This is a genomic window from Mycobacteroides sp. H001 (assembly GCF_001440005.1).
Taxonomy (GTDB): Bacteria; Actinomycetota; Actinomycetes; order Mycobacteriales; family Mycobacteriaceae; genus Mycobacterium; species Mycobacterium gwanakae.
The window spans coordinates 77,956-91,439 of sequence record NZ_LJYH01000049.1; the positions used below are offsets into that span (position 1 = coordinate 77,956).

Annotated in this window: 16 protein-coding genes and 1 pseudogene; 8 read left to right on the forward strand and 9 right to left on the reverse strand. The window is 63.9% G+C overall.

Features of this window, described 5'->3' with window-relative positions:
- The first annotated feature begins 84 nt into the window (after nucleotides 1-84).
- Nucleotides 85-375, forward strand: a complete 291-nt coding sequence (locus tag AOT83_RS25040) for a hypothetical protein (RefSeq protein ID WP_057966390.1) — start codon at nucleotides 85-87, stop codon at nucleotides 373-375.
- Here the strand turns inward: AOT83_RS25040 and AOT83_RS25045 are convergent.
- The 3 genes from AOT83_RS25045 to AOT83_RS25055 all read right to left on the reverse strand — a co-directional run bounded on the left by AOT83_RS25045 (nucleotide 364) and on the right by AOT83_RS25055 (nucleotide 3,623).
- Nucleotides 364-1,734, reverse strand: coding sequence for an LLM class flavin-dependent oxidoreductase (locus AOT83_RS25045; protein ID WP_057966391.1), 1,371 nt, complete (start codon nucleotides 1,732-1,734; stop codon nucleotides 364-366). The two genes, AOT83_RS25040 and AOT83_RS25045, sit on opposite strands and share 12 nt — an antisense overlap.
- Nucleotides 1,731-2,978: an MFS transporter gene (locus tag AOT83_RS25050; RefSeq protein ID WP_081343731.1), complete on the reverse strand. Its 1,248-nt coding sequence runs from the start codon at nucleotides 2,976-2,978 to the stop codon at nucleotides 1,731-1,733. The genes AOT83_RS25045 and AOT83_RS25050 overlap by 4 nt, the downstream gene beginning before the upstream one ends.
- Before the next feature lie 159 nt (nucleotides 2,979-3,137).
- A complete protein-coding gene (locus tag AOT83_RS25055) occupies nucleotides 3,138-3,623 on the reverse strand; it encodes a hypothetical protein (RefSeq protein WP_057966393.1) in 486 nt (161 codons plus the stop codon).
- A 95-nt stretch (nucleotides 3,624-3,718) separates the two neighbouring features.
- Between AOT83_RS25055 and AOT83_RS25060 the strand changes: the two genes are divergently transcribed.
- Nucleotides 3,719-4,375 carry a maleylpyruvate isomerase N-terminal domain-containing protein gene (locus AOT83_RS25060; RefSeq protein WP_057966394.1) on the forward strand — a complete coding sequence of 219 codons (657 nt, stop codon included), beginning with the start codon at nucleotides 3,719-3,721 and terminating at the stop codon, nucleotides 4,373-4,375.
- 18 nt (nucleotides 4,376-4,393) lie between these two features.
- On the opposite strand, the gene AOT83_RS25065 is transcribed toward AOT83_RS25060, so the two are convergent.
- Complete coding sequence (locus AOT83_RS25065; RefSeq protein WP_057966395.1) at nucleotides 4,394-4,783, reverse strand: hypothetical protein; 390 nt, start codon at nucleotides 4,781-4,783, stop codon at nucleotides 4,394-4,396.
- Nucleotides 4,784-4,881: 98 nt separating this feature from the next.
- Here AOT83_RS25065 and AOT83_RS25070 point away from each other — a divergent pair, with 98 nt between their 5' ends.
- On the forward strand, nucleotides 4,882-6,363 hold the full coding sequence (locus AOT83_RS25070) for an NAD(P)/FAD-dependent oxidoreductase (RefSeq protein WP_030097893.1): 1,482 nt from the start codon (nucleotides 4,882-4,884) through the stop codon (nucleotides 6,361-6,363).
- A gap of 15 nt (nucleotides 6,364-6,378) precedes the next feature.
- Here the strand turns inward: AOT83_RS25070 and AOT83_RS25075 are convergent, their stop codons facing one another.
- Entirely contained in the window at nucleotides 6,379-7,053 is a 675-nt protein-coding gene (locus AOT83_RS25075; protein WP_057966396.1) for a (2Fe-2S)-binding protein, read from the reverse strand.
- Between the two features lie 109 nt (nucleotides 7,054-7,162).
- Between AOT83_RS25075 and AOT83_RS25080 the strand changes: the two genes are divergently transcribed.
- Nucleotides 7,163-7,609 carry an SRPBCC domain-containing protein gene (locus AOT83_RS25080; protein ID WP_057966407.1) on the forward strand — a complete coding sequence of 149 codons (447 nt, stop codon included), beginning with the start codon at nucleotides 7,163-7,165 and terminating at the stop codon, nucleotides 7,607-7,609.
- Nucleotides 7,610-7,638: 29 nt separating this feature from the next.
- On the opposite strand, the gene ripD is transcribed toward AOT83_RS25080, so the two are convergent.
- The gene (ripD, locus tag AOT83_RS25085) at nucleotides 7,639-8,193 is read right to left on the reverse strand and encodes an NlpC/P60 family peptidoglycan-binding protein RipD (protein ID WP_030097896.1); all 555 of its coding nucleotides are present in this window, start codon (nucleotides 8,191-8,193) and stop codon (nucleotides 7,639-7,641) included.
- A 244-nt stretch (nucleotides 8,194-8,437) separates the two neighbouring features.
- Between ripD and AOT83_RS25090 the strand changes: the two genes are divergently transcribed.
- The 4 genes from AOT83_RS25090 to katG all read left to right on the forward strand — a co-directional run bounded on the left by AOT83_RS25090 (nucleotide 8,438) and on the right by katG (nucleotide 12,558).
- Entirely contained in the window at nucleotides 8,438-9,103 is a 666-nt protein-coding gene (locus tag AOT83_RS25090) for a GNAT family N-acetyltransferase (RefSeq protein WP_030097897.1), read from the forward strand.
- A 173-nt stretch (nucleotides 9,104-9,276) separates the two neighbouring features.
- Nucleotides 9,277-9,684, forward strand: coding sequence for a MarR family transcriptional regulator (locus AOT83_RS25095; RefSeq protein ID WP_030097898.1), 408 nt, complete (start codon nucleotides 9,277-9,279; stop codon nucleotides 9,682-9,684).
- Nucleotides 9,685-9,846: 162 nt separating this feature from the next.
- Nucleotides 9,847-10,305: a Fur family transcriptional regulator gene (locus AOT83_RS25100; RefSeq protein ID WP_030097899.1), complete on the forward strand. Its 459-nt coding sequence runs from the start codon at nucleotides 9,847-9,849 to the stop codon at nucleotides 10,303-10,305.
- A gap of 36 nt (nucleotides 10,306-10,341) precedes the next feature.
- Entirely contained in the window at nucleotides 10,342-12,558 is a 2,217-nt protein-coding gene (gene katG / locus AOT83_RS25105; protein WP_057966397.1) for a catalase/peroxidase HPI, read from the forward strand.
- Between the two features lie 60 nt (nucleotides 12,559-12,618).
- Here katG and AOT83_RS25110 read toward each other — a convergent pair whose 3' ends face one another.
- The 3 genes and pseudogenes from AOT83_RS25110 to AOT83_RS27150 all read right to left on the reverse strand — a co-directional run.
- On the reverse strand, nucleotides 12,619-12,909 hold the full coding sequence (locus tag AOT83_RS25110; protein ID WP_030097901.1) for a barstar family protein: 291 nt from the start codon (nucleotides 12,907-12,909) through the stop codon (nucleotides 12,619-12,621).
- Nucleotides 12,906-13,289, reverse strand: coding sequence for a ribonuclease domain-containing protein (locus tag AOT83_RS25115; protein ID WP_057966398.1), 384 nt, complete (start codon nucleotides 13,287-13,289; stop codon nucleotides 12,906-12,908). Before AOT83_RS25115 ends, AOT83_RS25110 begins: the two co-directional genes overlap by 4 nt.
- A gap of 49 nt (nucleotides 13,290-13,338) precedes the next feature.
- Nucleotides 13,339-13,484, reverse strand: a pseudogene (locus AOT83_RS27150) (ubiquinol-cytochrome c reductase cytochrome b subunit domain protein); the annotation flags it as partial.

Consider the following 13,484-nt stretch of genomic DNA (forward strand, 5'->3'; position numbering starts at 1 on the left):
AATTGGGGGCAGCGTCCGGGAAATTGTGCGGCCCTAGCGTGTGCGCATGAAAGCGACACCCGGAGGCAACATGGGCGGTGAACCGTGAGCGGCCTGATCAAGGTCGTCGATCCGATCCTTCCGGGTCGGAACGCGGATCTGCGTCAGGCGCAGTACTACCAGGATGTCCTCGGCGAGCTACGTGCAGTGGCCCTGCGGGAACTCGACGACCATGTGGCATCCCTGGAGCGCAGAAGACAGAGCGGCAAGCCATCGAGCCTCTCGCGCCTACACCGGCTCGTCGGTGCTAAACGCGCCGAGCTGGCCGCACTGGATCAGTTGCTTGTGGCGCTCAGTGATCGATTCGGAGATCACTCCACCTTGTCAGCCGGGTAGGGCTGCTCGACGATACGACCGGCCCGGATGTCCGTCGGACAGATGGGGCCCGCGGCCACCGAGATGCTCGCGCAGGCTGAGCCTTTCCCGCCGATACGGCACCCGGCCTCGGCGCCGGAGCTCGGGCACCACGAAACGGGCGAAATCGACGAAGGTCCCGGGTGTGGTCACATACGCGACGTTGAAACCGTCGACATCGGCAGCGTCGACCCAGTGTTCCAGTTCGTCAGCGATGTCGGCGGCGGCACCGACGAGAACCGGCCCACGCCCGCCGATCCCGATTTCCTGCGCCAGCTCACCCACCGTCCAGGTACGGCTCGGATCCTTGGTAAACGAGGCCAGCGCGGAACGGTTGGCATCGGCCTGGACATGCCGCAGCGCCTCGTCTGCCCCGAGCCCAGCCAGATCAACTCCCGTCCAGCCACCAAATAGAGCCAATGCACCTGCGGGGCTGACATATTGGCGGTAATCATGCAGCTTGGCGATCGCCAGATCCCGCGTCTCGGCGACGATCGGGGTCACCATGGTGAAAACCTTGATGGCCCGCGGGTCGCGGCCCAATCCCGCTGCGGCCTCACGCAAGGCCCGCACCGGTCCGCGCACGACCTGCGGCGTCGGACCCGATACGAACACCGCTTCGGCGTGAGCCGCCGCGAATTGAACTCCCCGCGCCGAGGCGCCCGCTTGGAACAGCACCGGTGTGCGCTGCGGCGAGGGTTCGCACAGAAATGGCCCGGGAACGGTGAAATACCTTCCGTGGTGCGCGATGTCATGGACCTTGGCCGGGTCGGTGAAGACACCCCGCGCCCTGTCATGCACCACGGCACCGTCCTCCCACGAACCTTCCCACAGCTTGTAACAGACCTGGAGGTACTCGTCGGCTATGTCGTAGCGCCGGTCATGCGGTATTTGGGAGTCCAGTCCCAAATTCCTTGCTGCACTGTCTAAATACGATGTGACAATGTTCCATGCCACCCGCCCCTCGGTGAGGTGATCGAGCGTCGAGAGACGGCGGGCCAAGGCATACGGCTGCTCATAGGTGAGTGACAGCGTGATCCCGAATCCCAATGTCTCGGTCACCGCCGCCATCGCCGATACCGCCAACGACGGGTCATTGACCGGGAATTGCGCCGCATCGACCACGGCCGCATCGCGCGAAGCTCCGTACACGTCATACGCACCCAGCACATCGGCGAGGAACAACAGGTCAAAACCGCCGGTCTCGAGCGACCGGGCGAGTTCGGTCCAATAGCGCAAGGTCCGGTATTGGTGTCCCTGATCCTCGGGATGTCGCCACAGGCCCGGTGATTGGTGGCCGACACATGCCATGTCGAAGGCATTGAGGTAGATCCGGCTCATCGACAGGCTCCGATCTTGTCTCGATAGGTTTCACGGGCGGCATATGCGGAGGCGAACGTGAGTGCGGCCAGCACCAGGTAGTAGACGACGATGAGCCATGGGTTTCCATGGTTGACGGCCAGCAGGGCTGCGGCGATCAGCGGGGCGAATCCACCGGATAGCACCGCACCGATCTGATAGCCCAGAGACGCCCCGCTGTAGCGGACCCGGGTGTCGAACAGTTCGGCGAACCACGCGGCCTGGGGACCATACATGGCGTCGTGAACAACGTTGATCCCGAAGATAATTGAGAGCACCACGAGAACCGTCGACCCGCTTCCGGCCGCCAGGAAGAACAGCGTCAACGCCACCGGTCCGGCCACCGCTCCGAAAAGGTAAAGCGGACGTCGGCCGATCCTGTCGGAGAGTGCCGACCACGCCGGCGTACTCACGATGCCGATCGCCGAAGCGATCAACACGGCAGTCAACCCGACTCGACTGTCCTTCCCGAACACGTCTTGCAGGTAGGTCAACGAGTAGGTGGTCAGCAGTACGAACAAGGCGATCTGGGACAGCCGTAAGCCGATGGTCAACAGCACATTACGGGGCTGCGTGCGCACGACTTCCACGACAGGCAGCCGGGCGAGCTCGCCTCGTTCACGCAGCCGCCGGAAGTCCGCTGAGTCACTCAGCCGCAATCTGATCGCCAGGCCGACGGCCACCAAGATGACGCTGCTTAAGAACGGGATGCGCCAGCCCCAGGCAAGAAACACGTCCGGCCCGGTGAGCATTCCAGTGAGACCGAATACGCCGGTAGCCAAGAGCATTCCCGCTGGCGAGCCCAACTGGGTGAAGCTGCCGAACAGACCCCGATGGCCGGGCGGGGCGTGTTCAACCGACAGCAGGGCGGCGCCACCCCATTCCGCTCCGGCCGCGAGCCCCTGCAGCACCCGTAGCGTCGCCAGTGCGCTCGGTGCGAAAACACCCGCCTCGGCATAGGTCGGCAGTGCGCCAATCAGCGCGGTGGCAATGCCCATGAGGAGCAGCGCCCCAACGAGAACAGCCTTGCGCCCCAGCCGGTCACCCAGGTGTCCGGCGATGACGGCTCCCACGGGGCGCGCACCGAACCCCGCGGCGTAGGTTGCGAACGAGGCCAGCGTGCCGGCTGTCGAGGAGACGGTCGGGAAGAACAAGGGCCTCAGGACAAGTGCCGCAGCCGTCGCGTAGAGGTAGAAGTCGTACCACTCGATGGTGGTGCCGACCATGCAGCTCAGCGCAACGGTACGGGGGCCGGGACCACCGCTCTGGGCGGGTCCACCCGCGTGAACGGCAGGCGCCGCACTGGTCGTAGTCACGTGACGCCACGGTGCATGACCGGATCGCCGGTGGGAACCTTTGTGCTCGGCGGGATTTCAGCCGTACGGCTAGTGGCTCCCGGCCCGCATATCGGGCTGTGAATCCTCTAGCGGGGTAAGGATTGTCGCGAGCCAGGTGACCGTCAGCGTGGTGGAGGCGAGCGCAGCCAGCAGCGTCCACATCAACGGATCGGAACCGTCCGCCGTCTGATGCCACCACAGCGCGGCCAGACTTGTCACCGCGCTCAGCGCGGCGGTGTACGCCGCCGCGCAGCACCACCGGAAGTGCCTCCGGCGCAGGGCTACGAGCGAAACAAGGCATGCCACCAGAAACATGATGGACGTCCCCGGCACCACGGCATCGACATGCAGCGACGGACTGGCCTGGGCGCCGAGGTTTGACCAGCGACTTGCCGCGGCCACGCCCAGGACGATGGCCGCCACCAGCGCGGTCCAGCGTCGCGGCCTGCTCATCCAGACGTCCTCAAGCACGCCGCGCTCGATCGCGCGCAGCGTGTCCTCAAGTCCAACGTCGTCGTGGCGCTGCGTCCTCACTCAATGCCTCCCAAATTCGAACATCTCTGAGACTAGAGGTCGGATGCGGTGGCGCGGGAGTTCCGTACCACTTGTCGTACTGCCACTTTCCGGCGGTGGACCTCTTCACCCACACCTGGGCAGCTCTGCGTGCCGCTGTCGCCGATCTGCCGGACCAGGCATTTACCCAGCCGTCCGGCTGCGCGGGCTGGCTCGTGCGCGATCTGGTGTGCCATCTGATCATCGATGCCCAGGACGTGCTGATAACCCTGGCAACCCCCAGCGAGGAGCCACCGACGCGCGATGCGCTGACCTACTGGGAAGTCCTCGGTGCGCCACCTGCCGGTGACGACGCCCTCGATGCGCTGATCGTCAGGTTGGCCGCCGCCTACCAGGAGCCGGGCCTGCTCACCTTTCACCTGGATGACCTGGGCGCAGCGGCCGGGCGCGCCGCGCTCCTCGCGCATCGCGACCAGTGCGTCGCCACCAAGGGACAGGTCCTCACCGTGGGCGATTATCTGGATGCCTACGTCCTGGAATGGACATTGCATCATCTCGACCTTGTCGCGTATCTGCCCGACGCGGCAGCCCCACCCGCCGCCGGGCTTTCGCGTGCGCGTCAGATGGTGGAGCAGATCGCCGGATACAAGATCCCCGCGGCACTGACGGATACCGACGCCCTGGTAGTCGGAACGGGGCGCCGCTCCCCAACCGCCACACAAACCGCAGTCTTGGGAGCCGACGGGAACAGAATTCCCGTCTTTCTCGGCTGAGTCACGAGTGTGCTTCGCCTACGCGCAGTTCAGGGTGACATAGGCGATCTTGTAGTCAGGGGCTTCCCCATCGCGGGCGGGCGCCGGCCTGATATCGCTCGTGTGCTGGTGCTGAACCGGGGTTTGGGTCAGGATCGAGCGAACCGTGCAGTCCTCGATGTCCCGCCCGCCCGTCTTGGTGACGATGACGCGGTACCCCTCCGAGGTGAGCATGTCGATGACCCCCTGGGCACCGCCGACGGCGGCCGGGCCCGCGGCGGCCAGCGGGGATTGCGTAAGGAATACCGCCGTGCTCGCCGCCACGGCGACGAACCCGGCCGAGGACACCGCCCTGACGAGCGCTTTGACACTGTGAACTGTGCATTCGGTGATCATGTGACGGTGCTCCTCTCGGGTTGAATCCACCATATGACACATTGTGTCCTTCTGTACACATCGTTTCATGTGGCGTGGAGCACATCTAGACAGGCGGACCATTTCTCGGAGGTCGCGGCTAGCATTGGGACATGACAACGCAGTTTGACGCCGTCATCGTCGGGGCCGGTTTCGGCGGGATGGGCGCGGCGATCCAGCTCAAGGAGCTGGGCCTGACCAACCTTGCGATCCTGGATCGCGAGGACGATTTGGGCGGTACCTGGCACGTCAACCATTACCCCGGCCTGGCTGTCGACATCCCTTCGGCGACCTATTCGTACTCCTTCGAGCCCAATCCCTACTGGTCGCGGTTGTTCGCGCCAGGTTCCGAACTCAAGCAGTACGCCGCCCATGTGGCCGAGAAGCACGACCTGCGCAAGTACATGCGGTTCAACACCCCGGTATCGGGTGCACGCTGGGATGAGGAGGGCCAACACTGGGTTGTGGCCACCGAGTCCGGTGAGACCCTCACCGGTAAATATCTTCTGACAGCCACCGGATACCTGTCTCAGCCCAAGATGCCCGATATTGCGGGTATCGAGTCCTTCGCCGGCAAGGTCATCCACACCACCAAGTGGGATAACAGTTATCGGGCCGCGGGCCACAAGATTGGCCTGATCGGCACCGGCGCCACCGCCGTTCAGCTCATCCCTGAGCTGGCCAAGGACGCGCAGCACCTGACCGTGTACCAGCGCACCCCGATCTGGGTCGTACCCAAGGCCGACGCGAAGGTCCCCGGTGTGATCAAGAAGCTTTTCGCGAAGGTGCCACGTACCCAAAAGATCGCTCGCACAGTGGGTTCGGCGATCCTTGAAGTGATCATGGTGGGCGGAGTACTGCATTTCCGTCAGTTCCGGCAGGCCAACAACGGGGCCGCGATGCTGGCCAAGGCGCATTTGTTCGCGCAGGTGCGCGACCGCGAGTTGCGCCGCAAGCTGACGCCCGACTACGACTTCGGTTGCAAGCGGCCGACATTCTCGAACACGTACTTCCGGGCGTTCAGCAAGAAGAACGTCAGCCTTGAGACGGCATCGATCGAGCGGATCGAGCCCGATGGCATCGTCACCGCAGACGGTCGCAAGACGGTCATCGACACCTTGGTCCTGGCCACCGGTTTCAATCTGTGGGAATCGGCTTTCCCCGCGTTCGAGGTAGTCGGTCGTGAGGACTACAACCTCGGAAAATTCTGGCGGGACAATCGCTTCCAGGCGTTCGAAGGTATCGCGGTGCCCAAGTTCCCGAATCTGCTGACACTCAACGGGCCCTACTCCTACAGCGGGTTGTCCTACTTCGACACCATCGAGTCCCAGATGCGGCATATCAAGCGGCTCTTTGGCGAGATGGCTCGCACCGGCACCGAAACCTTCGAGGTCACCGACGAGGCCAACACCGAGTTCCTGAACCGCATGGTGGGCAACCTGGACAATTCGGTGTTCTATCTCGGCAGCTGCCAGACGGCACGAAGCTACTACTTCAACCAGCACGGTGAGGCCGCACTGCTGCGCCCGACATCCACGGCCAGCGCGTACAAGGAGCAGGAGTCATTCCCGCTGGAGGCCTATCAGCTGGCCTAGCCGGTTCTGGGTGGGTTAGCCGAGTACGCAGTCGCCGCATACCGCGGAACGGTCGTCGGTGAGCTGATAGATCAGACAGCAGCTGCGCCGCCGGAAATCAGGTCCTGCACGCTGGGTGCCGTCGTCGATGCGCGGGTCGCGAAGGTAGGTGTCGGCGACTTCGCGGACGGCGTCGGTCAGTTCGGGTCGCGACGAGGCGATGAGGCGCGCGGCGCTGTTCACGGCCGATCCGACGTTTCCCCAGAGGACGCGGTCGCTTACCCCCGCGTGTTCCATGACGCACTCGGTGATCGATTCCACTACCGACCCGGTGATGGCGTAGTCCTCCCCCATCCGCATGACCACGGAAAGCGGAAACGGACCGCCGAGCTCGTCCTGCCACCACAACTCATGTGGCTGCTGCGAGATCCGCGGTTCGTCGCATGCCGCTGCGGCAACCGTTGGCGCCAGGATGCGGGCGACCAAACCAAGATGAGCCACCGAGCCCGCTACCCGCGGATCGATGTCGGCGGGGCTCACCGCTATCCGCGCGGCGAGATTGCTTCGGACGCGCTCAATCCGATCCGCCAATGCGTGTGATCCGTCGGTCAACTCCGCCACAGGCCGCCACGGCGGGATCGGCACATCACCGGTGTCATGGGTCTCGACGGCGAAGAAGGGCCCAAAAGCCGACACCTCAACCGCGCTCACACGCCGATGATGCCATCAGCCCGATCAAGATCACGCGCGGGCGAGGCATTGGGTTTAGGTTACTTGCGTCCGGTACATCCAGGGGCAGTGCGCACGAAAGGTGTCGTTGGTGGCTGAGCAGGTCGGGGACCTCACTACGGTCAATTTCGAATACCACTACTCGTATCCGGCCCACCAGGTGTGGTCGATTCTTGTGTCCCCGCAGTTGTTCGGGCAGTGGGTCAAAGATTTCGGGCCGACCAAATACGAGACCGGACTCGCGTTCTCGTTTAGCGTCTTCCCCTTCATGGGAAGCGGATTCGTCGGAGAGATCGACGGCCGATTCACCGAGGTTGTCGACGACGAGCTGTTGGCCTACCGGATGACCACCCGCGACGGATCGATCACCATCGACTCACACTGGACCCTGAACCCGAATGCAGACGGAACCCGGCTATCTGTCGAGGCGACCGGATTCAACCCGAATGACCACGACCAGATGCGGTTCAGGCAGCTGTGTCTGGTGGGTTGGCCTGCTGTGCTGGAACGGATTGAGGACTTTCTGCGCGAGCAGTGATCGCGCAGAAAGACGCTCCATCGCTGTGACTACTCGATCACCCGAACCAGGTAGGGGGCCATGTCGTTGAACCGCACCTGCGACACCTGCACCGCGGGTTCGGATGCTTCCAGCATGAGGTTGTTCCCCAGGAACATCGTCACGCTCTGGCTACCGTTGGGACCGTAGAAGATGAGATCCCCCGGAAGCGCCTGGGACGGAGCGATTTTCCGGCCGACGTTGTATTGATCACCGGATCGGCGTGGAAGCTTGATGCCTGCGGCGGCATAGGAGTAGACCATCAGCCCCGAGGCGTCGAAACCGGGAACCTTGGGCGCAGGGGCGGCCACCGGGGCGGGAATCAACCCCAGCAGGCTCGTGGTCGCCTCCGGCGCGGCAGGCGCGGTGTCGGTACTTGTGGTCGGGCCGTCGGTGTTACCGCCCCCATATGTGAACGGCACGCCGCGTTGAGACAGGCCCCTGGCGATCACCGCGTTGACGAGCTTCTGGGCGTCGGCGGGACTTCTGTGGACGTCGGCCGAGGCCAACCCCGGGGTGGCGAAGAGCAGGGCGATGCCGAGCATGACGGCGTATGTGCGTTTCATTCGATTGTCGCTTCCCTCCGGCCGCGAATCCTCCATGCGCGGGTGGTTCCCTCCGGCCGGCGATGACCACCAAGATCCTTTGTACCTCCGCGGCCCCTTCCAATCCCAATTAGGTTCTGCGACATGGCCAATGAGTTGTCGTAACGTGACCGAACGGTGATACGCGGAGGGGCTTCGGCGCACGTCAACCCTTACGCTCAACGTTTCTTGAGCGCGGTTGGCCCGCCGGTCGTAGGCTGGCGCCATGACCGACCACGACCGCCTTGCCACCCGCCGCGAAATCGCCGACGCACTCACCAGCGCGTTCGAACGCCGTCACGAAGTGCTTGACCTGATTGTGGAAGCCGATGACCGGAAGAGCGCGATCGACGCGATAGCCGCACTATTGGGAACCTCGCATCTGGGCGGTGAGGCAGTCATGGGGATGTCGTTCGATCATCTGACCAAAGATGAGCGCCGCAAGAACGCGGCAGAGCTCGAGGATCTCAACAGCCAGCTCACCTTCACACTCATGGAGCGCCCCGCGAGCTCGGGAGACAGCCTTGAGCTGCGCCCGTTCTCCGGGAATGCCGATGCCGACATCTTCGCCGTACGTACGGAAGAGATCGGCCAGGCAGGCGACGGGTCCGGCGCCCCCGCCGGGGGTGTCGAAGACGAATTGCGGGCGGCTCTCGCGCGCATCGATGATGAAGAGGCGGCCTGGTTCGTCGCCGTCGAAGGGCCCAGCAAGGTGGGCATCGTCTTTGGTGAGCTGGTCGACGGTGAGGTGAACGTGCGAATCTGGGTCCATCCCGACCACCGCAAGAAGGGTTACGGCACCGCGGCTTTGCGAAAGTCCCGATCGGTGATGGCCGCCTACTTCCCCGCCGTGCCCATGGTGGTACGTGCGCCCGGCGCTCCCGCGTCATAGGCACCCGACAGACTTAATGCTCATCAAGAGCATTGATCAATGTGCTTGATGCACTGATGAATTGGTGCGGATGTACCGGACGACACGCCGCGCCTCCACAGCGCTTCGGGCGGTGGAACATTGGCGAGGTCCGCTACTGTTAGCGCGGTATGAGCACATACGAGGAATCTCCGATGGGCATTCTGGTGTCTCAGATCTACCGGGTGCTGTGGTCGCGCGCTTCGGTGATCGTGCGCGACTTCGGCGTGACTGTTCCGCAGATGGAGTGCCTGGCCGTGCTTTCCGCACAGCCGGGGATATCCAATGTTGAGATCGCCGCAGAGCTTCGAATCACCCCCCAGGCGGTAAGCCTGGTCCAGCGGTCGCTGGAGGAGGCAGGTTTGGTGCATCGTTCGCGACGGCAAGCAGACGCGAGGGTGCTGACCACCGAGTTGACCGCCAAGGGACGAAAGCTCTTCGAGCGTGCCGACGCCACGCTGCGCGAGGATGACGACGAGATTCTGGCCAACATGACGGACAAGGATCGCGCCCAGCTGCGCAGGCTGCTCGGCGGAGTGATCGAGACGATGTCGGCGCGGTAGTTCACCCACCTCCGCGTGCAAAAGTGCTCAGTGTCAACACTATTGACGACGTTTGGCCATCATTGATGACGCCTTTGCGCTGGTTGAACGGGTTCTGAACTCTTTCCAACTCTTTTCCGGATTTCTTGGACTCATTCCAGATAATTCAGGCATACTGCCGTTGTGGCCTTCACACCGGACGAGTACGCGGCGCTGCTGCGGACCGCCGATCTGCGTGTGACCCGGCCCCGAGTGGCCGTGCTCGAGGCCGTCGAGGCGAACCCGCACGCCGATACCGAGACCGTCTTCGGTGCGGTGCGGGCGGGTCTGCCCGAGGTGTCCCGGCAGGCCGTTTACGACGTCTTGGCGGCGCTGACGTCGGCCGGCCTGCTGCGCAAGATTCAGCCCTCCGGCTCCGTCGCACGGTACGAATCACGGGTTGGCGACAACCACCACCACGCCGTATGCCGCTCGTGCGGTGTCATCGCGGACATCGATTGCGCGATCGGCGCCGCGCCCTGTCTTACCCCGTCCGACTACAACGGATTCGTCCTCGAGGAGGCCGAGGTCATCTATTGGGGCTTATGCCCCGACTGTGCAGCACACGCTGCGTCCACACAAATTTCGGGATCACACACGTGATCACAGCCCATATCACCCCCTCCCGAAAGGATCGCTGTGCCTGAAGAACACCCGCCCATCGCTGAGGCGAACAATCAGCCCTCGAACGGTTGCCCCGTTGCCGGTGGTCGCCTGAACTACCCCGTCGAGGGTGGTAACGCCAACCGCGAATGGTGGCCGACCCAGCTCAACCTGGGCATTCTCAAGAAGAATCCGCCCGCCGCGAACCCCCTTGGCGAGAGTTTCGATTACGCCAAAGCCGTACAGACAATCGATGTGGACGAGCTGAAAAAGGATGTCGAGACGGTCCTGACCGATTCGCAGGACTGGTGGCCTGCCGACTTCGGCAACTACGGCCCGATGTTCATCCGCATGGCATGGCACGCCGCGGGCACCTACCGCGTGGGCGACGGCCGTGGCGGCGCCGGTGCCGGCATGCAGCGGTTCGCCCCGCTGAACAGCTGGCCCGACAACGTACTGCTCGACCGTGCCCGCCGGCTGCTGTGGCCCGTGAAGAAGAAGTATGGAAACAAGCTCTCGTGGGCAGACCTCATCGTCTTCGCGGGCAATCACGCGATGGACACCATGGGGTTCAAGACCTTTGGCTTCGCCTTTGGGCGCGAGGACCGCTGGGAGCCCGAGCAGGACGTCTACTGGGGTCCCGAGCACACCTGGCTCGGCGATGAGCGCTACACCGGAGACCGTGACCTGGAGAACCCACTTGCCGCCGTGCAGATGGGTCTGATCTACGTCAATCCCGAAGGCCCCAACGGTAATCCGGATCCGCTGGCCGCGGCGATCGATATCCGTGAGACGTTCGGCCGGATGGCGATGAACGACGAGGAGACGGCCGCGCTCATTGTGGGCGGCCACACCTTCGGCAAGACGCACGGTGCCGGCGACGCCGGGCTGGTCGGTCCCGATCCTGAAGATGCACCGCTTGAGCAGATGGGCATCGGCTGGAAGAGCGCGTTCGGCTCCGGAAAGGGAAATGACGCGATCGGTAGCGGGCTGGAGGTCATCTGGACCCATACCCCCACCAAGTGGGACAACAGCTTCCTGGAGATTCTCTACGGCAATGACTGGGAGCTGACCAAGAGCCCGGCCGGTGCGCATCAGTGGAAGCCCAAGGACGGCGGCTGGGCCAACTCGGTACCGATGGCGCAGGGCGCGGGTAAGACGCATCCATCGATGCTCACGACCGACCTTTCGATGCGCTTCGATCCGATCTACGAGGCGATCACCAGACGCTGGCTCGATCACCCCGAGGAACTGGCCGATGCGTACGCAAAGGCCTGGTACAAGCTGATCCATCGCGATCTCGGGCCGCTGTCCCGCTACCTCGGTCCGCTGGTGCCGAAACAAACCCTGCTTTGGCAGGACGTCATTCCCGCCTCGGATACCAATATCGGGGACGCTGACGTCGCCGAGCTGAAGGCGCAGCTTCTCGCCTCAGGCCTTACCGTGCCGCAGCTGGTGTCGACCGCATGGAAGGCCGCGGCGTCGTATCGCAACAGTGATAAGCGCGGCGGCGCCAATGGTGGACGTATCCGGTTGCAGCCGCAGGCCGGCTGGGAGTCCAATGAGCCCGACGAGCTCGCCCAGGTGATCCGCACGCTGGAAGGCATCCAGGAGTCGTTCAACGCCGGCGCCAAGAAGGTCTCGTTCGCCGACCTTGTCGTACTCGGTGGAGCTGCCGCCGTCGAGAAGGCGGCCAAGGACGCCGGATTCAACATCACGGTGCCGTTCACGCCCGGCCGCGGCGATGCGACTCAGGAACAGACCGACGTCGATTCGTTCTCCTACCTGGAGCCGGCTGCCGATGGGTTCCGCAACTACCTGGGCAAGGGTGCGCAGATACCGGCGGAGTACAAGCTGATCGACAAGGCCAACCTGCTGGCGCTGTCTCCGCCGGAACTGGCAGTCCTGGTGGGTGGCTTGCGCGTGCTGGGTGCGAACTACCAAGGTTCCGAGCTCGGTGTGCTCACCGACAAGCCCGGGACATTGACCAATGACTTCTTTGTCAACCTGGTCGATATGGGCACCGAGTGGACGCCGTCCTCGGCCGACGACGGCACGTATGTGGGTACCGATCGCAGCACCGGTGCGGCGAAGTGGACCGCCAGCCGGGTTGATCTGGTGTTCGGCGCGAACTCCGAACTACGAGCTCTCGCAGAGGTTTACGCACAGGACGACGCCAAGGAGAAGTTCGTCAAGGACTTCGTCGCGGCATGGGTCAAGGTGTCGAACGCGGACCGCTTCGAAGTCCGCTGATACCCGCCACACGTGGATGGCCGGCTCCTTCCGGGGCCGGCCATCGCGTTATCGCCGGAACTAGTCGGCGTCTTTCGTTCGCGTGGTCAGCGGCACGCCGGCTTCCTCGAAGATCTCCTCGATGGCGTCCCAATCCTTCTTCCCCACCGCGGACTTGATGCGTGTCGCGTCCTGCAGAACGAACCGGAACGGCTCGTCGTCAGGCGTGCCGAAGCCGCCCCGAAGGCAATCGACGAGAGCATCGAGATTGCTGCCGAAGTAGCCGCCCGGCCCATTCACCGCGCGCCCGAGTTCGGTGAAGAAATCCGCCCGGGAGCGGACGTGGGAGCCTTCGACGACATAGGTCTTCATGCGCCTTCAACCTCACAGAATGACTGGTAGTGATCGCCCGTGTAATAGACGTGTGGAGGATCGTTCGGTGGATTACCACCGGTGATGATGCGCCGAGTGCCACGCGTCTTACTCCCCGGAGTTCGGACCGTGTACTCGTGGTAGTACCCGCGGGGCTCCGAGGGCAGAACCCGCTCGCGGTTCTGGAACACGACACCGTCGTTACGCGGATACGGGAACGGCCCGCCGGCATGAATCAGGTCCACCGTTCCGGAAGCCTCCGACGGCAATTCGGACAAGTTGCACTCGGCGATGGTGGCACGAGCCGGCGAAGGCTCGGTACAACCGATGAGTGCCAGCGCGAGAACCGCGGCACCCACCACACGCAAACGCTGCGACATGCTTCGACGGTACTGCACGCCGCCGCCGGAACTGCGGTCGGCGACTCGGTTACCGCGATCTTCCGCGGAGCACCGCTAATTCGGTGCGCGCCGATGCGTGTTCGGCTTGCACCAGTGCGGCTTGTTCGTCGGCGGGGTCGGCGAACAGGAACGAGCCGGTGCCGGGTGCGCCGGCCGATCCGAGCTTGTTCATGC

Excerpts from the sequence above, each read along its gene's own strand:
- AOT83_RS25095 (WP_030097898.1), top strand. The coding sequence starts at position 9,277 with ATGGGCATTCTGGTGTCTCAGATCTACCGGGTGCTGTGGTCGCGCGCT.
- AOT83_RS25110 (WP_030097901.1), bottom strand. The coding sequence starts at position 12,909 with ATGAAGACCTATGTCGTCGAAGGCTCCCACGTCCGCTCCCGGGCGGAT.
- AOT83_RS25050 (WP_081343731.1), bottom strand. The coding sequence starts at position 2,978 with ATGGTCGGCACCACCATCGAGTGGTACGACTTCTACCTCTACGCGACG.
- AOT83_RS25070 (WP_030097893.1), top strand. The coding sequence starts at position 4,882 with ATGACAACGCAGTTTGACGCCGTCATCGTCGGGGCCGGTTTCGGCGGG.
- ripD (WP_030097896.1), bottom strand. The coding sequence starts at position 8,193 with ATGAAACGCACATACGCCGTCATGCTCGGCATCGCCCTGCTCTTCGCC.
- AOT83_RS25045 (WP_057966391.1), bottom strand. The coding sequence starts at position 1,734 with ATGAGCCGGATCTACCTCAATGCCTTCGACATGGCATGTGTCGGCCAC.
- AOT83_RS25115 (WP_057966398.1), bottom strand. The coding sequence starts at position 13,289 with ATGTCGCAGCGTTTGCGTGTGGTGGGTGCCGCGGTTCTCGCGCTGGCA.
- AOT83_RS25090 (WP_030097897.1), top strand. The coding sequence starts at position 8,438 with ATGACCGACCACGACCGCCTTGCCACCCGCCGCGAAATCGCCGACGCA.
- AOT83_RS25065 (WP_057966395.1), bottom strand. The coding sequence starts at position 4,783 with ATGGTGGATTCAACCCGAGAGGAGCACCGTCACATGATCACCGAATGC.